The organism is Enterobacter sp. 342, assembly GCF_036663495.1.
Taxonomy (GTDB): domain Bacteria; phylum Pseudomonadota; class Gammaproteobacteria; order Enterobacterales; family Enterobacteriaceae; genus Enterobacter.
Map to the genome: position 1 here is coordinate 102,284 of NZ_JAWUEI010000013.1, position 23,296 is coordinate 125,579.

The 23,296-nt window shown below is 56.5% G+C and carries 20 protein-coding genes; 10 read left to right on the top strand and 10 right to left on the bottom strand.

Annotated elements, in window-relative coordinates:
- Positions 1–21 precede the first annotated feature (21 nt).
- Positions 22–624, bottom strand: a complete 603-nt coding sequence (locus V6E55_RS12870; protein WP_316942993.1) for a helix-turn-helix domain-containing protein — start codon at positions 622–624, stop codon at positions 22–24.
- A gap of 42 nt (positions 625–666) precedes the next feature.
- Between V6E55_RS12870 and V6E55_RS12875 the strand changes: the two genes are divergently transcribed.
- Together V6E55_RS12875 and V6E55_RS12880 are read left to right on the top strand one after the other, a co-directional pair.
- The gene (locus V6E55_RS12875) at positions 667–1,353 is read left to right on the top strand and encodes a B3/B4 domain-containing protein (protein ID WP_316942994.1); all 687 of its coding nucleotides are present in this window, start codon (positions 667–669) and stop codon (positions 1,351–1,353) included.
- A gap of 12 nt (positions 1,354–1,365) precedes the next feature.
- On the top strand, positions 1,366–2,214 hold the full coding sequence (locus tag V6E55_RS12880) for a dihydrodipicolinate synthase family protein (RefSeq protein ID WP_129994924.1): 849 nt from the start codon (positions 1,366–1,368) through the stop codon (positions 2,212–2,214).
- 50 nt (positions 2,215–2,264) lie between these two features.
- Here the strand turns inward: V6E55_RS12880 and lsrG are convergent, their stop codons facing one another.
- Genes lsrG through lsrA form a run of 6 tightly spaced genes read right to left on the bottom strand, consistent with a single transcriptional unit; the run spans position 2,265 to position 7,950 of the window.
- Positions 2,265–2,558, bottom strand: a complete 294-nt coding sequence (lsrG, locus tag V6E55_RS12885; protein ID WP_008503162.1) for a (4S)-4-hydroxy-5-phosphonooxypentane-2,3-dione isomerase — start codon at positions 2,556–2,558, stop codon at positions 2,265–2,267.
- On the bottom strand, positions 2,555–3,442 hold the full coding sequence (gene lsrF, locus V6E55_RS12890; protein ID WP_028017118.1) for a 3-hydroxy-5-phosphonooxypentane-2,4-dione thiolase: 888 nt from the start codon (positions 3,440–3,442) through the stop codon (positions 2,555–2,557). Before lsrF ends, lsrG begins: the two co-directional genes overlap by 4 nt.
- An 11-nt stretch (positions 3,443–3,453) precedes the next feature.
- Positions 3,454–4,455 carry an autoinducer 2 ABC transporter substrate-binding protein LsrB gene (gene lsrB / locus V6E55_RS12895; protein WP_028017117.1) on the bottom strand — a complete coding sequence of 334 codons (1,002 nt, stop codon included), beginning with the start codon at positions 4,453–4,455 and terminating at the stop codon, positions 3,454–3,456.
- 1 nt (position 4,456) lies between these two features.
- The gene (lsrD, locus tag V6E55_RS12900) at positions 4,457–5,434 is read right to left on the bottom strand and encodes an autoinducer 2 ABC transporter permease LsrD (protein WP_316942995.1); all 978 of its coding nucleotides are present in this window, start codon (positions 5,432–5,434) and stop codon (positions 4,457–4,459) included.
- The gene (lsrC, locus tag V6E55_RS12905; protein ID WP_316942996.1) at positions 5,435–6,466 is read right to left on the bottom strand and encodes an autoinducer 2 ABC transporter permease LsrC; all 1,032 of its coding nucleotides are present in this window, start codon (positions 6,464–6,466) and stop codon (positions 5,435–5,437) included.
- Positions 6,463–7,950: an autoinducer 2 ABC transporter ATP-binding protein LsrA gene (gene lsrA, locus V6E55_RS12910; RefSeq protein WP_316943005.1), complete on the bottom strand. Its 1,488-nt coding sequence runs from the start codon at positions 7,948–7,950 to the stop codon at positions 6,463–6,465. Before lsrA ends, lsrC begins: the two co-directional genes overlap by 4 nt.
- A gap of 215 nt (positions 7,951–8,165) precedes the next feature.
- On the opposite strand from lsrA, the gene lsrR reads away from it, so the two are divergent.
- The 3 genes from lsrR (at position 8,166) to V6E55_RS12925 (ending at position 12,931) form a co-directional block, all read left to right on the top strand.
- Positions 8,166–9,137: a transcriptional regulator LsrR gene (gene lsrR, locus V6E55_RS12915; protein WP_316942997.1), complete on the top strand. Its 972-nt coding sequence runs from the start codon at positions 8,166–8,168 to the stop codon at positions 9,135–9,137.
- Positions 9,138–9,169: 32 nt separating this feature from the next.
- Positions 9,170–10,744: an autoinducer-2 kinase gene (gene lsrK / locus V6E55_RS12920; protein WP_316942998.1), complete on the top strand. Its 1,575-nt coding sequence runs from the start codon at positions 9,170–9,172 to the stop codon at positions 10,742–10,744.
- A gap of 165 nt (positions 10,745–10,909) precedes the next feature.
- Positions 10,910–12,931, top strand: coding sequence for an NADPH-dependent 2,4-dienoyl-CoA reductase (locus V6E55_RS12925; RefSeq protein WP_316942999.1), 2,022 nt, complete (start codon positions 10,910–10,912; stop codon positions 12,929–12,931).
- On the opposite strand, the gene rlmG is transcribed toward V6E55_RS12925, so the two are convergent.
- Positions 12,928–14,064: a 23S rRNA (guanine(1835)-N(2))-methyltransferase RlmG gene (gene rlmG / locus V6E55_RS12930; protein ID WP_028017110.1), complete on the bottom strand. Its 1,137-nt coding sequence runs from the start codon at positions 14,062–14,064 to the stop codon at positions 12,928–12,930. The genes V6E55_RS12925 and rlmG overlap by 4 nt on opposite strands.
- An 82-nt stretch (positions 14,065–14,146) precedes the next feature.
- Between rlmG and V6E55_RS12935 the strand changes: the two genes are divergently transcribed.
- From V6E55_RS12935 to sstT, 4 genes are all read left to right on the top strand, one after another.
- Positions 14,147–14,650, top strand: coding sequence for a YgjP-like metallopeptidase domain-containing protein (locus V6E55_RS12935; RefSeq protein ID WP_129994919.1), 504 nt, complete (start codon positions 14,147–14,149; stop codon positions 14,648–14,650).
- A 70-nt stretch (positions 14,651–14,720) separates the two neighbouring features.
- Complete coding sequence (locus V6E55_RS12940; protein ID WP_316943000.1) at positions 14,721–15,719, top strand: Gfo/Idh/MocA family protein; 999 nt, start codon at positions 14,721–14,723, stop codon at positions 15,717–15,719.
- Between the two features lie 252 nt (positions 15,720–15,971).
- Positions 15,972–16,940: a TerC family protein gene (locus V6E55_RS12945; protein ID WP_114978796.1), complete on the top strand. Its 969-nt coding sequence runs from the start codon at positions 15,972–15,974 to the stop codon at positions 16,938–16,940.
- A 226-nt stretch (positions 16,941–17,166) separates the two neighbouring features.
- Positions 17,167–18,408 (top strand): serine/threonine transporter SstT, encoded by a 1,242-nt coding sequence (gene sstT, locus V6E55_RS12950; protein WP_129994916.1) that lies wholly within the window; start codon positions 17,167–17,169, stop codon positions 18,406–18,408.
- Between the two features lie 86 nt (positions 18,409–18,494).
- On the opposite strand, the gene V6E55_RS12955 is transcribed toward sstT, so the two are convergent.
- Both V6E55_RS12955 and uxaC read right to left on the bottom strand, forming a co-directional pair.
- Positions 18,495–19,982, bottom strand: coding sequence for a UxaA family hydrolase (locus V6E55_RS12955; RefSeq protein ID WP_316943001.1), 1,488 nt, complete (start codon positions 19,980–19,982; stop codon positions 18,495–18,497).
- Positions 19,983–19,999: 17 nt separating this feature from the next.
- On the bottom strand, positions 20,000–21,412 hold the full coding sequence (uxaC, locus tag V6E55_RS12960) for a glucuronate isomerase (protein ID WP_316943002.1): 1,413 nt from the start codon (positions 21,410–21,412) through the stop codon (positions 20,000–20,002).
- A gap of 477 nt (positions 21,413–21,889) precedes the next feature.
- On the opposite strand from uxaC, the gene V6E55_RS12965 reads away from it, so the two are divergent.
- Positions 21,890–23,188 (top strand): MFS transporter, encoded by a 1,299-nt coding sequence (locus V6E55_RS12965; RefSeq protein ID WP_114978800.1) that lies wholly within the window; start codon positions 21,890–21,892, stop codon positions 23,186–23,188.
- The last annotated feature ends 108 nt before the right edge of the window (positions 23,189–23,296 follow it).

The window sequence follows — 23,296 nt, forward strand, 5'->3', positions numbered from 1 at the left end:
TAGCGCTTACCCGGCTGCTTTTTATCGGTGAAACTCCGCCACCGTCATGGTGAAGCGAAGCACGGTATCGCCTTCGTTTGCATAGCCGTGCGCTGCTTCCGTTTTCGCCACCGCCGATGCGCCCTGGTTTACCTGCGTCACCGTCTCGTCTACCGTCAGGGTTAATACCCCCTCATCCACGTGCAATAACTCGAATGTCCCTGCCGCGTGTCCCTGAGAGGTAAAACGCTCCCCCGGATGCATTTCCCACTGCCAGAGTTCTATCATGTCCGGGCCCGCGGTACCGGCCAGTAATCTGGCAAAACCGCCCCGAGCGCCTTGCCACAGCACCGGGATCGCTGCTTCTTCAATAACGTGCACTAACGGTTCGCTGGAGACGTTAACGATATCCGCCACCGAGATGCCCAGCGCGGCGGCCAGCTTGCACAGAATGGCAATGCTGGGGTTGGCTGCCCCTTTCTCAATCTCCACCAGCATCCCTTTGCTGACGCTGGCACGGCGGGACAGCTCATCCAGCGACAGCTTTTTCTCTTTGCGCCAGTTGCGCATACGGTTCGCCACAGCCAGGCTTACCTGGGCAATATCGGCCCCCGAATCAGTCATTATATTGACTTTATCAGTCATTGGTCACTACCATGGTATAAAACAGTCAATACAGGATTATTTATGTCTCTCGTGAAGCCGTCAATAGATTCGCGACTGGCCGGAATTGCCCCAGGCTTTCGGGCGCTGAGTATTCTGGTTGAAGCTGCGCCGATTACCCACCTGGAGGTTGCAACCACCACGCTGGCACAGGCCTGCCAGCAGATGTTGAATGATGATGCGCCGTGGGCAGATGCACACCTTTCGGACTGGGATGAGGTGTTTAAAGCGTTCGGCGCGAAACCGAAACGCACACCCTGCTCGGCCTCTGCCCTTCGCAAGCGGGTACTGAAAGACGGTTCGCTGCCGTCGTTGGATCCTGTTGTGGATATCTATAACGCGGTGAGCATTCGCTATGCCATTCCGGTGGGTGGGGAAAATCTCGCGGCCTATACCGGTGCACCACGTCTGACCCTCGCCGAAGGTCATGAACCCTTCGATACCCTGAAAGAGGGCCAGCCGGTGGTGGAATATCCGGATGCTGGTGAAATCATCTGGCGCGACGATCTCGGCGTCACCTGCCGCCGCTGGAACTGGCGACAGGGAGTGCGTACCCGTCTGGACAGTCAGGCGCAATCCATGTGGTTTATTCTTGAAAGCCTGCCGTCGATGCCGGTTGCGGCACTGGAAGAGGCAGGAGGGGTGCTGGTCAACAACCTGCAGCGGCTGATGCCGGGAGCCACGGCTCAGGTTCAACTGCTGACGCTGTAAGAGGACAACACGATGTTTCACGGATTAAGCGCTTTTTCGTTAACCCCCCTGAAAAATGGGATGTTTGACGAGCAGTCATTCATCAATCTTCTGCGCCCGGTGGTCGACGCCGGCGTAGATTCACTGGGCATTCTTGGCTCAACGGGAAGTTATGCCTATCTGACTGTTGAAGAGCGCGGCCGGATCACACGCTGCGCGGTGGAGCATGCTGATGACATTCCGGTCATCGTCAGCATCGGCGCACTACGGCTGGATGATATTCTGCGTCTGGCTGACGACGCGCAAACGGCAGGTGTATCCGGCGTGCTGATGGCCCCCGTGTCGTACCAGCGATTAACGGAAGATGAAGTGTTTAATCTCTATGAAACGGTGACTCGCCGGCTCTCCGTACCGCTGTGCATATACGATAATCCCGCCACGACCGGCTTTGCGTTTAGCGATGAATTGTTATTTGCCACTGCGGCCCTGCCGAATATAGGGTCCATTAAGCTTGGCCGCGTGCCAGAGGACCTGTCGCAGGTACGCGCTCGTCTTCCTGATACCGTCACGCTGGGCATCGCCGGCGACTGGCGGGCAGCATCCGCCCTGCAGGCCGGGTATGACGTCTGGTATTCGGTCATCGGTGGGTTGTTCCCACAGGTGGCGCTGACGATTGCGCGAACAAAGGAGACAGCGCAATCCGAGCGGCTGGAGCCACTTTGGGCACTGTTTCGCCGTTACGGCAGTTTGCGGGTGGTCGCGGCAGCGGCCGAGATGATGGGGAAAGTAAAAGCGCCTGCGCTACCATTCCCGCTGCAGGCGATTCAGGGTGAGCCGCGCGAAGCGCTAGCCGGGATACTTGCGGATCTAGAACTGGCCTGAAAACGCCGGGTGGCGCTAGCGCTTACCCGGCCTGCCCTTCCTGCCTTTTTTTACTCCGGTAACAACCCCACAAAACTGCGTTTTTTGCGCGGCTCTGACATCAACTCCTCGAGCTTATCCACGCACGCCAGATAATGCGGCGTTTGCTTATGCGCCAACACCGCCTCTTCGTCCTTGTAAGCTTCGTAGATAAAGAACCGGGTTTTCACCCTTGGATCCTGCAACACGTCAAAACGCAGGTTTCCCGGCTCCTGGATCGCCCCTTCGTGGTTGGCGCGAAATACCTCCAGAAACTCATCCACCCGTTCAGGTTTGATGTTGATCTCCACTAACGTCACGTTCATTTCGCTTCTCCCTGTTTCTCTTCCTGCCAGAACTGGAACGCGTCCCGCGCGCTCATGTTCTCATGAACCACTTTCTTCACCGCTTTCAGCATCGCCAGCGGCGCGCTGGACTGGAAGATATTGCGCCCCATATCCACACCGGATGCGCCCTGGTCGATAGCCCGCCAGCACATCTCCAGCGCCTCATGCTCTGGCAGCTTTTTGCCTCCGGCGATGACAATTGGCACCGGACAGCTGGCGGTCACTTTTTCAAAGCCTTCATCCACATAATAGGTTTTGACGAACTGCGCCCCCATTTCGGCAGCGATACGGCTGGCGAGCGAGAAATAACGCGCGTCGCGTGCCATCTCCTTGCCGACACCCGTCACTGCTAGCGTCGGCATGCCGTAGCGCGCACCCGCATCGACAAGCTTGATGATGTTGTTGATCGACTGATGCTCAAACTCGCTGCCGATGTACACCTGCGCCGCCACCGCGCAGACGTTCAGGCGCAGCGCATCTTCCATCGCTACCGCCACGCACTCGTTGGAGAGCTCACCCAGAATCGAGTTACCGCCGGAGGCGCGCAGCACCACCGGTTTGTTCGTCGCGGCAGGTACGGTGCTCCGCAAGATACCGCGGGTGCACATCAGCACGTCGGTTTCACCAAACAGCGGGGCAATCGAAAGATCGATACGCTCAAGACCGGTGGTCGGCCCCTGGAAATAGCCGTGATCAAAGGCCAGCATCACCGTGCGGTTGCTTTTCGGGTTGAAGATGCGCGCCAGCCTGGACTGCATGCCCCAGTCCAGCGAACCGCAGCCTTTCAGGGTGAACGGCACGTTCTGCTGCGGTGTGCCAATGCCAAAATCTTTACCGTCTTTGATGTCGTCTAAATCAGCCATTTGCTCCCCCGTCAGAAATCATATTTATTGATGTTCTCTTTGGTGAACACCACACGCTCCGGCAGCAGCACAATGCCGTTGCCCTTCGCTTCATACTGGTAGCCCTGCACGCTGTTTGGCTCGACCTTCAGCGCCCCGATATTTTTTACATCCACGCTATCGCCAACGTTAAGATCGCCTTTTTTCAGTAAACGATCGGCGACATTGACCGCAATTTTCCCTTGTTGCACGACATCCCACAGACCGAAGGCTTTCACCGTGCCGCGCTCAACGTACGGACGCATCACGTTCGGCGTACTAAAACCAACAATCGCCACCCCTTCCCGCTTGAGGTTTTCCGCCGCCTGCGCTGCCGCAGGCAACGCGTTGGCATCCGGGGCGATGATCGCATCCAGATCCGGATACGCTTTTAAGATCCCCTCTGCGGTTTGCAGGGATTTGGTGGCATCGTTATAGCCAAACTGCGTGGTGACGATCTGCCACTGAGGATGATCTTTCTCGATTTTGGCTTTCGCCTCTTTCACCCACTGGTTCTGGTCGGTGACGGTGGGGCTGGAGTAGAAGAACGCCACTTTGGCATTCGGTTTCGTCACTTGCTTCGATGCCATCTCCACCAGCAGGCCACCAAGCTGTTCCGGCGTTCCCTGGTTGATGTAAATGCTGCGGCACTCCGGTTTGGTGTCGGAGTCCCAGGTCAGGACTTTTACGCCGCGCTGCATCGCGCGCTTCAGCGCCGGACAGAGGCCATCCGGTGACACGGCGGAGACGATAATCGCGTTATAGCCCTGGTTAACGAAGTTATTGATGAGCTGCACCTGGCCGGAGACGCTTGGCTCGGTCGGGCCATCGTAGGTGACGTCCACACCCAGATCTTTTCCCGCCTCTTTTGCACCGTTGCCGCCGCTGGTAAAGAAACCCACGCCCACCAGTTTCGGGATAAAGGCAATGCGGTCCGCCGCCTGCGCTGATGCGATGCTAAGGGCCATCGCCAGGACTATCAGTTTTGTTTTCATCTTACGCTCCGGGTAGTTTTGTGAAGAGAGATCGCACCCATTCACGGTGCAGACTCAACGAACGTCCCATCACCACCACAACCAACAGCGCCCCTGACAGCGCGCTCGACACCTGGTTGGGGATGCCGACCATCTGTAAACCCTGTTGCAGATACCCCACCAGCAGTGCCGCCAGTGCAGTACCGATTACCGAGCCTGAACCGCCGTAGATATTGGCCCCGCCAAGTACAGCGGCGGTCAGCGCAGGCATCAGTAAATCGCGCCCTAAATCCGAGCGCGCGGAACCGAAATAGGAGACCATCACCAGCGCGGCAATCGCCGAGGCCACACCGACCAGGCCATACAGCGCGTACGGCATGCCGTTGACCGACAGCGCCGCATAGCGTGCTGCACGTGGGTTTTGCCCAATCAGAAACAGATGACGGCCAAAGCGTCCGCGATGGGTAATCAGCCAGAAGAAAACGGTGATCGCCGCGAAGAGCACCAGCGGAACCGGTAAGCCGAAAAGCGTGAGGTTGGCGAACGCGGTAAAGCTGTCCGGGAAGCCACCAATGCCCTCATAGCCCGTCGCCCCCGCCATTCCGGAGAGCAAGAGCGCCCCGCCACCGTAGAGGTAGAGCGTGCCGAGGGTGATCACCAGTGGGCTAATGCCGGTGTAGTGGATAAGCGCAGCGTTGAATAAACCGCACAGCAGGCCGAGCAGTAAGGTCAGCGGAATTGCCACCGCCATCGGCCACCCCGACTGCATCATCACTCCCAGTGCGATGGCGCACAGGCCAATGGTCGAGCCGAGGGAGATATCGATCCCGCCACTGATAATCACCAGCGTCAGCGGCAGTGCCACAATACCAATGCAGATGAAATCGCTGGTGCTGAACAGCAACATATTGATATCCAGCATACGGGGGTTGATGGCACCAAAGAGCAGGATCTCCAGCACCAGTAAAATCAGCAGCGTGCTTTCCCAGTTAAGCTTCATTTACGCCACCTCTTTTTTGCGTTTCGGAAACGGGGTGACGTGCTTTCCCCCTTTGTTTCCCGGCTGGAAACGGCTGTACTTCAGCACCCGCTGATGACGCGCCAGTGCCTGGCGCAGACGTCCGTCGAGCACCAGCACGCCAAGTAACACCAGCCCAGCAATAAAGTCGTTCCACCAGGCCGGGAGCTTAAACAACACCAGCACAGTGTCGATTTGCGTCAGGAAGAAAGCGCCGAGTAACGCGCCAATTAGCGTGCCCGTGCCACCCAAAAGCGAAATACCGCCGAGCACGCAGGCGGCGATAGCTTTCATCTCCAGCCCGCTTCCGGTCTGGTTCGGCACAAAACCGATCTGCGCGGCAAAGACAATCCCGGCGCAGGCCGCCAACATGCCGTTCAGCGTGAAGGCGATCATCCGCGTGCGATTCACCGCCACACCCAGCTGGCGCGCGGCTGCCAGGTTATCGCCTACAGCATAAAAATCACGACCAAAGGCGGTGCGCGACAGCGTCCACGCCCCTGCCGCCGCGAAAAACAGCACCACCATACCGAGCGGCGATAGACCGAAGGCGACAGGTTCAGAGAGAGATTTTAGCTGCGGCGGCAGCCCTTCAATCCACTTCCCGCCCGTCCAGAGCAGCATCGCCCCGCGATACAGCCCCAGCGTACCAAGCGTGGCGACAATCGCCGGGATGCGCAGGCCCACGACCAGAAAACCGTTGAATGCCCCCGCCAGCGCGCCAACCGATAACGCAAAAAGCATGGATACCGACAGGCTGTAGCCGCTGTTCAGTGCCACGCCAACGGCAATGGCAGACAGCCCGACAGTCGAGCCCACAGAGACGTCAATATTGCGGGTCAGCATCACCAGCGCGGCACCGAGTGCCAGCAGGATCAGAATTTGCGAGCTGGCGAAGATCATCCCCAGCGTCTGCAAACTGAAATACGCAGGATTGAGCGCCACCAGCACAGCAAACAGGGCGAGGATCGCCAGAAAGGCGCTCAGTTCACGGTTTTTCAGTAAGATCTTCATGATTGCCCTCCAAACGCCAGCGCCATCATTCTGTCGAGGCTGACGGCGTGGCGCGGCAATTCGCCGCTGAGTACGCCCTGGTGCATCACCAGCACCCGGTCAGCAAGCCCGGGAAACTCATCGAGATCGCTTGAGATCATCAGCACCGCCACGTTCTGTGCCGCCACGCTTTTGAGCAGTTGATAGATATCGGCGCGCGCCGAGACGTCCACACCGCGCGTCGGTTCATCAACAATCAGCAGTAACGGATTGGCCTCCAGACAGCGCGCCAGCAGCACCTTCTGCTGGTTGCCACCAGAGAGTGTGCGCACGGTTTGCTCCGCATGGTTAAGCTTGATCCCCAGCGCCCGGTGGTAACGCTCCACCACCGCAGATTCCCGCTTGCGCTGCTGCCAGAGGGAAGGTTCATTCAGCGCTACGGTGTTCCAGCGGACAGGCGCATCCAGAAATAAGCCGGAAACCTGCCGATCTTCCGGCAGATAAACCAGACCTTTATCGAGCCGTGAAAATACCGGATCGTCGGTGATCTCCTGATTTTCGAGCCAGACGCGGCCGCCGCGCACAGAACGCAAGCCGTAGAGGGTTTCGGCTAACTCGGTGCGTCCGGACCCCACCAGCCCGGCAAGACCGACGATCTCACCCGCGTAAATCTCCAGACTCAGATCGATAAAACCTTCCCCGGTGAGCTCTTCCACGCGCAACACCGGGAAATCCTGCGGCTGGGTGCGGCGGTTACCCGGCAGGGCCAGCCACAATTTTTGTGCATCGCTTAAACCTTTTTCCCGGCTCACCGGCGTCATGGCCGCAATCAGGGCGTTATCGTCGAACTGCGCGGTTTCGCCGCTGAGTACCACTGCGCCGTCGCGCATTACCGAGACGTGGCTCGAAAGCGTGCGGATTTCCGGCAATTTATGCGAGATAAAGACAATGCCAACGCCGAGATCCTGCAGGGCGCGGATCTGACGGAACAGCCGTTCGGTTTCCCCCGGCGTGAGTGAAGCCGTAGGTTCGTCGAGGATCAGGATCGTCGCGTTGCGCATCAGCCCGCGGAGGATCTCCACCATCTGTTGATCCGCCACTTCCAGGGTGCTGGCAGTGGCATCCAGATTAAGCTGGCACTGCAACTGGTGAAGTTTCTCCGCCAGGCGTTTATCCAGCTCGCGTTCACGCGGCAGGCGAAAAAGGATGTTTTCCCGCACCGTCAGGTTGGGAAACAACAATGGTTCCTGCGGCACCAGATAAATGCCGAGCTTGTGTGCCTGCGCTGGGGTAAGCCGCGCAAATGACTGTCCGGATACCGAAAGTTCACCGCTGTCCGGCGTCTCCACTCCGGCAATGATCTTCATCAGCGTCGATTTCCCCGCGCCATTACCGCCCATCAGCGCATGCACCTGACCCGCAAACAGCGTGAAATCAATGCCTTTTAAGACCGGCACGCCGGAGAATTGCTTGCAGATATCACGCGCTTCGAGAAGTAAGGTCATCATCGCCCCGCTATTGAACAAATGATTTTTAGATTTAATAATGTTCAAAAGCGTAGACGGTGAACTATATTTACAACCGTGCAGGGATCACAGTTTTATTGATTAAGATCCAGATAAACCAGAAACAAACTAAAAGATCCGTTTTGCCGCGCGGCTCACACTTTCCACCCGCGTCATCACGAACATATGATCTAAATTTTTATAAGAGTTCAATTATGAGCGATAAACGCACTGCGGAAGACGGTCGGTTTGCCGGGCTGGCACTGGCGGAAGAGGAACTGGTGGCTCGCGTGGCATGGTGTTACTACCACGATGGATTGACCCAGAACGATATTGGCGAACGGCTCGGATTGCCGCGTCTGAAGATCTCGCGCCTGCTGGAAAAGGGCCGCCAGTCCGGAGTGATCCGCGTGCAGATCAACTCTCGTTATGAGGGCTGTCTGGCGCTGGAAACCGAATTGCAGCAGCGTTTTGGGCTCAAGCTGGTGCGCGTGATGCCCGCCCTGAATACTCCGCCAATGAACGTCCGACTGGGCATTGGCGCCGCGCAGTCACTGATGGGCGTGCTGGAACCCGGACAGCTTTTAGCGGTGGGATTTGGTGAAACTACCATGAGCAGCCTGCAGCACTTAAGCGGTTTTATTAGCTCGCAGCAGATCCGCCTGGTGACGCTCTCCGGCGGTGTAGGACCGTATATGACCGGCATCGGCCAGCTCGATGCGGCCTGTAGCGTCAGTATGATCCCTGCCCCGCTTCGCGTTTCGTCTGCCGAAGTAGCCGGGATCTTAAAACGCGAAACCAGCGTGCGGGACGTGATCCTCGCCGCGAAGGCGGCCGATGTCGCAGTGGTGGGGATTGGTTCCGTGAACCAGCGCCGCGACGCGACGATCTTGCGCTCCGGCTATATCAGTGAAGGTGAACAGCTGATGTATGCCCGTAAAGGGGCGGTGGGAGACATTCTTGGGTACTTCCTGAATGCCGAAGGGGAATGCGTCGAGGAGCTGGAGATCCATAAAGAATTACTGGGCGTCACGCTCGATGAACTGGCGCAGTTGCCCACCATCGTTGGCGTGGCCGGAGGTGAAGAGAAAGCCGATGCGATTTATGCCGCACTGAAAGGTCGCCGTATCAATGGCCTGGTGACGGAAGAGACGACAGCCCGCGCGGTGCTGGCTCTGGCCGGATAAGAGCAGCCCTGCGCCTGACACGAGGCAAGCTCATGAGTTACCTTTTAGCGTTAGATGCAGGGACAGGCAGCGTTCGCGCCGTTATTTTTGATTTGCAGGGCAACCAGATTGCAGTCGGCCAGGCCGAGTGGAAACACCTGAGCGTGGAGAACGTGCCGGGCTCGATGGAATTTGACCTCGACACCAACTGGCAGCTCACTTGTCAGTGCATTCACCAGGCGCTGGAACGTGCGCGACTGAGCGCGGCGGATATTCAGTCCGTTGCCTGTTGCTCAATGCGCGAGGGAATTGTGCTGTATGACCGCAACGGTGAAGCCATCTGGGCCTGCGCCAATGTCGACGCCCGCGCCAGTCGCGAGGTGGCTGAACTCAAAGAGATCCACGACAACCGTTTTGAATCCGAAGTGTATGACGTCTCCGGACAGACCCTGGCCCTGAGTGCCATGCCGCGCCTGCTTTGGCTGGCGCACCATCGTCCGGATATCTACCGCAAAGCGGCGACCATCACCATGATCAGCGACTGGCTGGCGGCGAAACTCTCCGGCGAGCTGGCGGTCGACCCGTCTAACGCCGGCACCACCGGCATGTTGGATCTCTTCTCCCGCGACTGGCGACCCGCACTGCTGGACATGGCCGGGCTGCGCGCCGATATCCTCTCCCCGGTAAAAGAAACCGGCACCGTACTGGGCGCGATCACCAAAACCGCTGCGCAGCAGAGCGGCCTGCGCGAAGGGACGCCGGTGGTAATGGGTGGCGGTGACGTGCAGCTTGGGTGTCTGGGGCTGGGTGTGGTGCGCGCCGGGCAAACGGCAGTGTTAGGCGGGACTTTCTGGCAACAGGTGGTCAACCTGCCGCAGGTACGAACCGATCCTGAGATGAACATCCGCGTAAACCCACATGTTATTCCTGGTATGGTTCAGGCGGAGTCAATCAGCTTCTTTACCGGGCTGACGATGCGCTGGTTCCGTGATGCCTTCTGCGCAGAGGAAAAGCTGATTGCTGAGCGGATGGGCATGGATACTTACACCCTGCTGGAAGAGATGGCCAGCCGCGTGCCTGCGGGCTCACATGGGGTGATGCCGATCTTCTCTGATGCCATGCATTTTAAGCAGTGGTATCACGCTGCACCATCGTTTATTAACCTCTCCATCGACCCGGAAAAGTGTAACAAAGCGACGCTGTTCCGTGCACTGGAAGAGAACGCCGCGATAGTTTCGGCCTGCAATCTGGCACAGATTTCGCGTTTTTCCGGCGTGACGTTTGAGAGCCTCGTCTTCGCCGGTGGGGGAGCGAAAGGCGTCTTGTGGAGCCAGATTTTAAGCGACGTCACCGGGCTGCCGGTACGTGTTCCGGAAGTGAAAGAGGCCACGGCACTGGGCTGTGCAATTGCAGCCGGAACGGGGGCGGGACTGTTTGCAGATATGGCCTCAACGGGCGAGCGGCTGGTGAAGTGGAGCCGGGAGTTTACGCCGAATCCGGAACACCGCGACTTGTACGACGGCATGATGCAGAAGTGGCAGGCGGTGTATGCCGACCAGCTTGGGCTGGTGGACAGCGGGCTGACGACGTCGATGTGGCAGGCTCCGGGGCTGGTGCGCTCCCTCTGAGGGAGAGGGAGATTAAGTTTTGTAGCCCCGGTAAGCGCAGCGCCACCGGGGAAGTTCTTTGAGTTCTATCACAATCATTTGATCCCGCTTTTACCTTTCTGCTGACGCTGGCTAAATTAGTAACTCATCCGACCACATAACAATAATTTTACACTGGAAGACACTATGAGCCGCTACCCGTCGCTATTCGCCCCCCTTGATCTGGGGTTCACAACGCTCAAAAACCGCGTATTAATGGGCTCTATGCACACCGGTCTGGAGGAGCATCCGGACGGGGCTGAACGTCTCGCGGCCTTCTATGCCGAGCGTGCCCGGCACGGGGTGGCGCTGATTGTCACCGGTGGTGTCGCGCCTGCACCTTCCGGTGTCGGCATGGAGGGCGGCGCGGTGTTGAATGACGTGTCACAACTGCCTCACCACCGCATCGTGACCGATGCGGTACACAATGAAGGCGGGAAAATCGCCCTGCAAATCCTGCATACCGGCCGCTACAGCTATCAACCGAATCTGGTCGCCCCCTCGGCGATTCAGGCTCCCATTAACCGCTTCAAACCGCATGCCCTCAGCCACGACGAGATCCTGGCGCTGATTGATGACTTTGCCCGCTGCGCCGCGCTGGCACGTGAAGCGGGCTACGATGGCGTCGAGGTGATGGGTTCAGAAGGCTACCTGATTAACGAATTCCTCGCCGCCCGCACTAACCATCGTGACGACGAATGGGGTGGTGATTATGCCCGCCGCATGCGCTTTGCGGTAGAAGTGGTGCGCGCCGTGCGTGAACGTGCGGGTGCTGATTTTATTATCGTCTTCCGCCTGTCGATGCTCGATCTGGTGGAGGGAGGTGGAACATTAGACGAAACCGTGCAACTGGCACAGGCAATTGAAGCCGCAGGTGCAACCATCATTAACACCGGCATCGGCTGGCACGAAGCGCGCATTCCGACCATCGCCACACCGGTGCCGCGCGCGGCGTTCAGTTGGGTGACGCGCAAGCTGAAAGGCAAAGTCTCTATTCCGCTGGTGACCACCAACCGTATTAACGATCCGCAGGTGGCGGACGATGTTATTTCACGCGGCGATGCCGATATGGTGTCGATGGCACGTCCGTTCCTGGCCGATGCCGAACTGCTGTCGAAAGCGCAAAGCGGCCGCGCGGATGAGATCAACACCTGCATCGGCTGTAATCAGGCGTGTCTGGATCAGATCTTCGTTGGCAAAGTCACCTCTTGTCTCGTCAACCCGCGCGCCTGCCACGAAACCAAAATGCCCGTCGTACCGGCGCTCAACCAAAAACGCCTCGCCGTGGTCGGCGCGGGTCCGGCAGGGCTGGCATTCGCGGTGAATGCCGCCTCACGGGGACACTGCGTGACGCTGTTCGATGCCGCAACGGAGATCGGCGGCCAGTTTAATATCGCCAAACAGATCCCGGGCAAAGAGGAGTTCTATGAAACCCTGCGTTACTACCGCCGGATGATCGAACTCAATGGGGTCGATCTGCGTCTTAACCACTTTGTGAAAGCAGACGATCTGGTGGATTTTGACGAAGTGATCCTGGCGAGCGGGATCGCCCCGCGTACACCCGCGATCGAGGGCATCGATCATCCGAAAGTGTTGAGCTACCTGGATGTATTGCGTGACAAAGTACCGGTCGGCGAAAAGGTGGCGATTATCGGCTGCGGCGGGATCGGTTTTGATACCGCGATGTATTTAAGCCAGCCGGGAGAAGCAACCAGCCAGAATATTGCCGAGTTTTGCGTGGAATGGGGCATCGACACCAGCCTGAATCAGTCCGGTGGGTTACGCCCTGAAGGGCAGCAACTCCCCAAAAGCCCGCGTCAGATCGTGATGTTACAGCGTAAAGCCAGCAAACTAGGCGAAGGGCTGGGCAAAACCACTGGCTGGATCCATCGCGCCACCCTGCTCTCTCGCGGTGTGAAGATGATCCCGGCAGTCAGTTATCAGAAGATCGACGATGAGGGGCTGCACGTGCTGATCGGCGGTGAACCGCAGCTGCTGCAGGTTGATCATGTGATTTTATGTGCCGGACAGGAACCGAAGCGCGATCTGGCCGATCCGCTGCGTGAAACGGGCAAAACAGTGCATTTGATTGGCGGATGTGATGTGGCGATGGAGCTGGATGCACGGCGCGCAATTGCGCAGGGCACCCAGCTGGCACTGAAGATTTAGCGACGACGACCCAGCTTCACGGATTTCAGCACCACGAATTTGTTGTTGGTGGCAATCGTGGTGCAGTTACCGAAAATCTTCTTCAGCTTGTGGAAGTAGTCCAGATGGCGGTTCGCTACGATGTACAGCTCGCCGTTAATTTTCAGGCAACGGCGCGCGTGGTGGAACATCTCCCAGGCGACGTTATCCGTCAGGGCATGTTTCTGGTGGAACGGCGGGTTACACAGAACGGCATTGAAGCGGAAAGGCTCCACACCCGACAGCGCGTTGTTGATCATAAACTCGCAGCGATCCAGCGCCTCTGGCATGTTGGTTTCCACGTTCAGGCGGCTGGAAGCCACCGCCATTGGCGATTCATCGCTGAACACCACGCTGGCTTGCGGGTTTTTCGCCAGCAGCGTCAGGCCAATTACGCCGTTACCGCAGCCCAGGTCTACAATTTCGCCTTCCAGATTTTCCGGCAGATGTTCGATAAAGAAACGTGCCCCGATATCCAGACCGGTGCGGGAGAAGACGTTCGCGTGGTTGTGGATAGTCCAGTCGGTTCCTTCCAGCTTCCAGCTCAGCGTCTCTGGCGCATCAGCCAGTTCCGGTGCACTGAAGGTACAGTTGATCAGACGCGCTTTTTTCCACGCCAGCGTGGTGGTGGTTGGGCCGAGCACTTTCTCGAACAGCTCCAGCGTCGAGGTGTGAATATCACGCGCTTTGGCCCCCGCAATGATGCGGGTTTCAGGGGTGACGACTTTACGCAGCGCACGCAGTTGTTGCTCAAGCAACGCCATGGTTTTGGGTACTTTAATCAGCACCACGCCAGGCGCCTGCGGGTACTCCGCCGTGCTGTCGAGAAATTTCACGCTGGATTCTTCGATATCGTTATGACGCAGGTTCTCACGCGTCGCCAGCTCGCTTAGATAGGAGTCGCCAATGCTGTATGGCGTATGTTCCGCCAGCGCACAGCCCAGCGCGCCAAACGCATCATTCAGGATCAAAACCGGGCCGCTGATTTCAGTATCATCCAACTGCTGCAGCAGATATTCATCTGCCGCTTCCCACGCCTGAAGTGGGTTAACGTCGTCCGTTTCCGGGAAACGTTTAAGGTTGAGTGAACGGAAACCGTTGTCTAAGTGGCTCATCGGCCCTCCTGAATGGTAAAATTTGGCGTATCCCTGAAAAGGGTGCGTGAGTATACCGTTTTATTGTCGATTTGGGGCGTTGATGAACCAACTTACTTATCTCCAGGGCTACCCGGAGCATTTACTGACTCAGGTTCGCAGCCTGATTGCCGAGCAGAAGCTCGGCGCGGTGCTGGAAAAACGCTACCCCGGGACCCACGATTTCACGACCGACAAAGCCCTCTGGCAGTATACGCAGGATCTGAAAAGCCGGTATCTGAAGAGCGCGCCGCCGATCAACAAGGTAATGTACGATAACAAGATCCACGTGCTGAAAAACGCCCTCGGCCTGCATACCGCCATCTCCCGCGTGCAGGGTGGCAAGCTGAAAGCCAAAGCGGAGATCCGGGTTGCGACCGTATTTCGTAACGCACCAGAAGCGTTCCTGCGGATGATCGTGGTGCACGAACTGGCGCATCTGAAAGAGAAAGAGCACGACAAAGCGTTTTACTCCCTGTGCTGCCATATGGAGCCGCAGTACCATCAGCTGGAGTTTGATACCCGTTTGTGGCTTACGCATTTATCGTTAAAGGGTAATGCGCAGTAGCGCACGCGAATTGTCATGATGACGTGCTACAGTGGCTAAAGGTTCCCAGCTACGGAGTACGTAAACGTTTATGATACGTTTCGCAGTCATTGGAACGAACTGGATCACACGCCAGTTCGTCGACGCCGCCCACGAAACCGGCAAATATAAACTCACCGCAGTCTATTCCCGCAGTCTTGAGCAGGCTCAGACCTTCGCGAACGATTACCTGGTCGAACATCTGTTCACCTCGCTCGACGAGATGGCGAAAAGTGACGCCATTGACGCGGTTTATATTGCCAGCCCGAACTCCCTGCACTTCCCGCAAACCAGGCTGTTCCTCAGCCATAAAAAGCATGTGATTTGCGAGAAGCCGCTGGCCTCGAATATTCAGGAAGTGGAAGCCGCCATTGCGCTTGCCCGCGAAAATCAGGTGGTGTTGTTCGAAGCGTTCAAAACCGCCAGCCTGCCGAACTTCCTGCTGCTGCAGCAGTCCCTGCCGAAAATTGGCAAAGTGCGTAAAGCCTTTATTAACTACTGCCAGTACTCATCTCGCTATCAGCGTTACCTCGATGGCGAGAACCCTAACACCTTTAACCCGGCCTTCTCTAATGGCTCGATTATGGATATCGGTTTCTACTGCCTGGCTTCCGCCGTGGCGCTGTGGGGTGAGCCACACAGCGTCAGTGCACAAGCCAGCCTGCTGGAAAGCGGTGTAGATGCGCACGGCGTAGTGATGCTGGATTACGGTGATTTCAGCGTCACACTGCAACATTCAAAAGTGAGTGATTCTGTGCTGCCAAGTGAAATTCAGGGTGAAGCGGGATCGCTGGTTATCGAAAAGATTTCTGAGTGTCAGAAGCTGAGCTTTGTCCCGCGCGGCGGGAAAGCACAAGAGCTGACGCAGCCTCAGCATATTAACACTATGCTCTATGAGGCAGAGGTCTTTGCCCGTCTGGTCGAAGACAACGAAGTGAACCACCCAGGACTCGCGGTCAGTCGCACCACGGCGAAACTGCAAACGGAGATCCGCCGTCAGACTGGCGTCGTCTTCCCGGCAGATGACGTGAGCGCAGAAGCTATCGCGTAAAGCTGTGTAATAAAATCCTGTCAACCATTGACGAAACCGATGGTCTGACATATTTTGTTACCCGCAAAGGGGAGTAACTTCCTTGCCGGTGGATCGTCATTACGATGCGTGCAATACCGCATCCGGTCGCCGGGCAACCCTCGTGGTTGTAAGTGAGACCTTGCCGGAAGGCGAGGTCTATGCATAAAAAGCTAACGGCTATCGTCTTCTGACCTTAGCCGTTTTTGTTTTTTTATGTGTAAGGAAAATAGTATGCATTCTGTCGGCACTCCAATGTTGTGGGGCGGATTCGCGGTTGTCGTGCTCATCATGCTGGCGATCGACCTCTTTTTGCAGGGACGGCGCGGCGCGCACGGCATGACCATGAAGCAGGCCGCCGTCTGGTCTCTGGTGTGGGTTACCCTCTCCCTGCTCTTCTGTGCTGCCTTCTGGTGGTATCTGGCCTCGACTGAAGGCCGCGCGGTGGCCGATCCTCAAGCGCTCGCCTTCCTCACCGGTTATCTGATTGAAAAAGCCCTGGCGGTTGATAACGTCTTCGTCTGGCTGATGCTGTTCAGCTACTTTGCCGTGCCTGCAGCCCTGCAGCGCCGCGTGCTGGTCTATGGCGTGCTGGGCGCGATCATTCTGCGTACCATCATGATCTTCGCCGGTAGCTGGCTGATTACTCAGTTTGAATGGCTGCTGTATGTCTTCGGTGCGTTCCTGCTGTTCACCGGGGTCAAAATGGCGTTGGCAAAAGAAGATGGCTCAGCGATTGGCGATCGCCCGCTGGTGAAGTGGATCCGTGGTCATCTGCGCATGACCGACAAGATCGAGAGCGAGCATTTCTTCGTACGTAAGAACGGCCTGCTGTTTGCCACCCCGCTGCTGCTGGTGCTGATTCTGGTGGAGTTGAGTGACGTGATTTTCGCGGTAGACAGTATCCCGGCTATCTTCGCCGTGACCACTGACCCGTTCATCGTTCTGACCTCTAACCTGTTCGCCATTCTTGGCCTGCGTGCCATGTACTTCCTGCTGGCGGGCGCGGCGGAGCGCTTCTCAATGCTGAAGTACGGCCTGTCGGTGATCCTGGTATTTATCGGTATCAAGATGCTGATTGTCGATTTCTACCATATCCCGATCGCCATTTCGCTCGGCGTAGTGTTTGGCATTCTGATCGTGACGCTGATTATCAATACCTGGGTTAACCGCCAGCACGATAAGAAGCAGCAGGTGGAGTAAAACGTTCAGTGCGGACTGATGCCCTCTCCTACAGGGAGAGGGTGAACACATTTTTGTAACGTTGTAGTTAAAAAATATGATGCAACACGTAAAATCCAGCATTTTACGCTTCCGCCTTTCGCTGCTTTCCCTGATACTCAACCAGGCAAACAAATACTGACATCCGGACATAAATGTGACTAAGAGCACATCCAGGATGGAACGCAATTTCACTCAGGAATAACGTATGAGCACACAATCAAGCGGTTTGTTCGCGCGCCTGGCGCAGGGCAGCCTCGTTAAACAAATTTTGGTCGGGTTGGTACTGGGTATTCTGCTGGCGATGGTGTCAAAACCTGCTGCAGAAGCCACGGGACTGCTCGGTACCCTTTTCGTTGGCGCACTGAAAGCCGTCGCACCAGTACTGGTACTGATGCTGGTCATGGCATCGATTGCTAACCACCAGCACGGACAAAAAACCAACATTCGCCCTATTCTGTTCCTGTATCTTCTGGGAACCTTCTCTGCTGCATTAACTGCCGTTGTGTTTAGCTTCCTCTTCCCGTCCACGCTGCATCTGACCAGCGCTGCGGGCGATATCACACCGCCATCCGGGATTGTGGAAGTACTGCGCGGTCTGCTGATGAGCATGGTTTCTAACCCTGTTACGGCGCTGATGAGCGGAAACTACATCGGCATCCTGGTCTGGGCGATTGGTCTGGGCTTTGCGCTGCGTCACGGGAATGACAGCACCAAAAATCTGGTCAACGATATGTCCAACGCCGTGACCTTCATGGTGAAACTGGTGATTCGTTTTGCGCCAATCGGGATCTTCGGTTTGGTCTCCTCCACGCTGGCAACCACCGGCTTTGACGCGCTGTGGGGCTACGCGCAGCTGCTGGTCGTTCTGGTTGGCTGTATGCTGCTGGTGGCACTGGTGATCAACCCGCTGCTGGTGTTCTGGCAGATCCGCCGCAACCCGTATCCGCTGGTACTGACCTGTCTGCGTGAAAGCGGCGTCTACGCTTTCTTCACCCGTAGTTCGGCAGCGAACATTCCGGTGAACATGGCGCTGGCGGAGAAACTGAACCTGGATCGCGATACCTATTCCGTTTCAATCCCACTGGGCGCCACCGTGAACATGGCAGGTGCGGCCATCACCATCACCGTCCTGACGCTGGCGGCAGTCCATACTCTGGGTATTCCGGTGGATCTGCCAACTGCATTGCTGTTGAGTGTGGTGGCGTCGCTGTGTGCCTGTGGTGCATCCGGCGTGGCGGGCGGTTCACTGCTGTTGATCCCGCTGGCGTGCAATATGTTCGGTATCCCGAATGAGATTGCCATGCAGGTTGTTGCCGTCGGCTTTATCATCGGCGTGCTGCAGGACTCCTGCGAAACCGCGCTGAACTCCTCTACCGACGTGCTGTTCACCGCAGCGGCCTGTCAGGCGGAAGACGCGCGTTTAGCGAAGAACGCCCTGCGCAGCTAAAAAGAAAAGCCCGGTGGCGGCTACGCCTTACCGGGCCTACAAGGTTCAGTAGGTCGGGTAAGCGTTAGCGCCACCCGACAATACACTTACAGCGTCACACCACTCTTAAAGATCGCCAGCTCGCGGAAATCGTTCTTCTCGTTGCAGGTCTGCTTGCCGTTGGCAAACTCCACGATAGTATCTACAAACTCCGTCAGCAACGGCGACATCGCTTTGCCGTGAATGAGCTGACCGGCATCAAAGTCGATCCAGTGTTTTTTCTTCGCCGCCAGCTCGCTGTTAGTCGCAATTTTCACTGTTGGTACAAAACCACCGTAAGGGGTACCTCGGCCCGTACTGAACAGCACCATGTGACAGCCAGCCCCGGCCAGCGCACTGGTTGCCACGGCATCGTTACCCGGAGCACTCAGCAGGTTCAGGCCGTGCGTTTTCAGCCGCTCACCGTAACGCAGAACATCAACAACCTGGCTGGCCCCCGCTTTCTGGGTGCAGCCAAGGGATTTCTCTTCCAGCGTAGTAATCCCGCCCGCTTTATTACCCGGCGACGGGTTCTCATAAATCGGCTGGTTGTGGGCGATGAAGTACTGTTTAAAGTCATTCACCATGGTGACGGTTTTTTCAAACGTCTCTTCGTCGCGGCAGTGGCTCATCAAAATACGTTCCGCACCGAACATTTCCGGCACTTCGGTCAGTACCGTCGTGCCGCCGTTGGCGATCACGTAATCCGAGAAGCGGCCCAGCATCGGATTGGCGGTAATACCGGACAGGCCATCAGACCCGCCGCACTCCAGACCAAACTTCAGCTCGCTCAACTTGCCCAGCTCGCGTTTGTCGTGGCGCATCACCTCATACAGCTGGTGGAGTTGCTCAATACCCGCTTCCACTTCGTCATCCTGGTGCTGGCATACCATAAAATGCACGCGTTCAGGGTCAAACTCGCCCAGCGTGTCACGGAAGGCATCGACCTGATTGTTTTCGCAGCCCAGGCCGATCACCAGCACCGCGCCCGCGTTCGGGTGGCGTACCATGTTTTGCAGCATGGTACGCGTGTTGATATGGTCGTCGCCGAGCTGTGAACAGCCGTAAGTATGGCTGAACAGATGTACGCCATCGGTGCCTTCAGCATTGTTGGTCTCTTTCAGAAAGCGGGTCTGAATTTGACGTGCAATCCCATTCACGCAACCGACAGTAGGGAGGATCCACAGCTCATTGCGGATCCCCACTTCACCACTGGTGCGACGGTAGATCTGCACTTCACGATCCACCGCCTGACTCTCTTTCGCGGGTAAATCAGGTTGATAGCTGTACTCGTCCAGATCGCTCAGATTAGTACGGGTATTGTGAGAATGAATGTATTCACCCGGCACAATATCCGCAAGCGCATGGCCAATCGGCAAACCATATTTCACCACGTTCTCCCCTTTAGCGACGGGGATCAGGGCAAATTTATGTCCGCGTCCAATGGCCTGACGTAACGTGACCGACTGATTATCAAAAGTGACTTCCGTCCCTTCGGTCAGATCCGCCAGCGCTACGGCCACGTTATCCAGCGAATGGATTCTGATGTATTGCATATCAACCTCAAACGGCCTTAATTCAGTTCAATGGCGAAGTAGTCACGCGCATTGTTAAAGCAGATGTTTCTCACCATTTCGCCCAGCAACTGGATATCTGCTGGCGCTTCGCCGGCATGGACCCAGCGGCCAATCATCTGGCACAGAATGCGGCGGAAATATTCATGACGGGTATAGGAGAGGAAGCTGCGGCTGTCGGTCAGCATGCCAACAAAGCGGCTTAACAGGCCAAGCTGCGCCAGCTGTGTCATTTGACGCTCCATGCCATCTTTCTGGTCGTTGAACCACCAGCCTGAGCCGAACTGCATCTTGCCCGGCATCCCTTCCCCCTGGAAGTTGCCGACCATGGTGCCCAACACTTCGTTATCGCGCGGGTTCAGGCAGTAGAGAATGGTTTTTGGCAGCAGGTTTTGTTCGTTCTGCTTGCTCAGCAATTTAGACAGCTCTTCTGCCAGCGGACGATCGTTGATGGAGTCGAAGCCCACATCCGCCCCCAGCAGCTTGAACTGGCGCTGGTTATTATTACGCAGTGCACCAATGTGGTACTGCTGTACCCAGCCGCGACGGGCATATTCTGCGCCGAGGAATACCAGTACCGCCGTTTTGAACTGAGCAACCTGGTGTTCGTTCAGGGATTCACCGGACAAGCGACGCGCCAGGATGTTATCCAGCTCGGCTTCGTTTGATACCGCAAACAGCACAACGTCCAGTGCGTGGTCAGAGACTTTACAGCCATGTGCTGCAAAGTGGTCCAGACGTTTGGTCAGCGCGGTTTGCAGGTCTGCGAAACGACGAATGTCGGTATCAGAGACTTCTGCCAGCTTCGCCATGTACTCGTTGAATGTGGCCTGTTCGATATTAAAGGCTTTATCCGGACGCCAGCTTGGCAGCACTTTGATATCAAACGCGGTGTCTTTGGCGATCACGGCGTGGTGCTCAAGGGAGTCAATTGGATCGTCGGTCGTACCCACCATCTTCACGTTCATCTGCTTCATGATACCGCGCGCAGAAAATTGCTCCTGCGCCAGCAGCGCGTTGCACTGATCCCAGATTTCATCCGCCGTTGTCGGGGAAAGCAGCTTACCCGTAATGCCAAATGGACGACGCAGTTCAAGGTGCGTCCAGTGATATAGCGGGTTGCCGATAGTATGCGGAACCGTCGCTGCCCATGCGTCAAACTTCTCACGGTCAGTCGCATCGCCAGTACACAGACGTTCAGCCACACCATTGGTACGCATCGCGCGCCATTTGTAGTGGTCACCTTTCAGCCAGATGTCATACAGATTTTTGAAACGGTAATTTTCGGCAACCTGCTGCGGCGGCAAATGGCAGTGGTAGTCGAAAATTGGCTGGTCTTTTGCGAAGTCGTGGTACAGGCGGCGGGCAAATTCAGTATCTAACAGAAAATCTTCGGTCATAAACGGCGTCATTATCGTCTTCCTCGTAACGGGAGCGTCAGAAAGCGTATGTTCATATGCTGCAAAGTTATCACACCAATTTCCATCAACCGAAGCTTTTTTCGTGAGTGAGATCAATAAACGTCAACAAATAAATTACCCTAAATGGAGTAAACCCTTCTCCAGGCCGCGCCAGAACTAGCTTTGCACACAACAGATAATGTCCCTACAAAGAATCATACATTTGTGATGTCACTCACCTTTTGAAGTTGTATGACAAGTTATCTTTTTCGCCGTCGCAAACACTCAGCCGACGGAATGCATTACCGATGTGAGAGGCATCGGGTTTAACGGTACGGATACCGACTTATGCACGCTTACTTATGGCAAGGTTCGGGCCGTTCCGGGACATTCTCCCGGCTACGCCCCTCCCGTTACACAACAGCTCCCGGAAACGGTTGAGAGGTTGCCGTGCTCTGGCGCGGAAATAACATAACGATGAGGTTTTAGATGCGTAAAATTAAAGGGTTACGTTGGTATATGATCGCACTGGTGACGTTAGGCACCGTGCTGGGCTACCTGACGCGTAACACCGTGGCAGCTGCAGCGCCAACGTTGATGGAAGAGCTGCATATTTCCACGCAGCAATACTCCTACATCATTGCCGCTTATTCCGCGGCTTATACCATCATGCAGCCTGTTGCAGGTTATGTGCTGGATATTCTCGGTACCAAAATCGGTTATGCCTTCTTCGCTATCGCCTGGGCAATTTTCTGTGGTGCAACCGCACTGGCAGGCAGTTGGGGTGGGCTGGCACTGGCTCGTGGTGCGGTCGGCGCGGCAGAAGCCGCGATGATCCCCGCAGGGCTGAAAGCCAGCTCCGAGTGGTTCCCGGCGAAAGAGCGTTCCATTGCGGTCGGTTACTTCAACGTGGGCTCGTCCATCGGTGCGATGATTGCGCCACCGCTGGTGGTGTGGGCTATCGTGATGCACAGCTGGCAAATGGCGTTCATCATCTCTGGCGTGCTGAGTTTTGCCTGGGCAATGGCGTGGCTGGTTTTCTATAAGCACCCGCGCGATCAGAAAAAACTGTCTGAAGAAGAGCGTGACTACATCATTGGCGGTCAGGAAGCGCAGCATCAGACCAACAACGGCAAAAAAATGTCTGTCTGGCAAATCCTCGGCACCCGTCAGTTCTGGGGTATCGCCCTGCCACGTTTCCTGGCTGAGCCAGCCTGGGGTACCTTTAATGCGTGGATCCCGCTCTTCATGTTCAAAGTCTACGGCTTTAACCTGAAAGAGATCGCGATGTTCGCCTGGATGCCGATGCTGTTCGCTGACCTGGGCTGTATCGTGGGGGGATACCTGCCACCGCTGTTCCAGCGCTGGTTTGGCGTGAACCTGATTGTTTCCCGTAAAATGGTCGTGACAATGGGGGCGCTGCTGATGATCGGCCCAGGCATGATCGGCCTGTTCACCAGCCCGTACGTCGCCATTGCCCTGCTGTGCATCGGTGGCTTTGCTCACCAGTCCCTGTCCGGCGCGCTGATTACGCTCTCGTCTGACGTCTTTGGTCGTAATGAAGTGGCAACCGCCAACGGCCTGACCGGCATGGCCGCCTGGACCGCGAGCACCATGTTTGCACTGGTGGTGGGTGCGCTGGCGGATACCATCGGCTTCAGCCCGCTGTTCGCCGTACTGGCTATTTTCGACCTGATGGGTGCGGTGGTTATCTGGACGGTGCTGAAAAGTAAGTCTGCCGAGGAGTTGGCGAAAGAGTCCCTTGGGAAACCGGCGACACAAAGTTAGTAAAAAATCCCGCATCAAAGAAGCCGCCTTCGTGAAGTGAACCCCGAAAGTTGGACATCCAATGATTAGGGGTTTTGCGTTTCAATGGGCAGAAAAAAATATTCATCT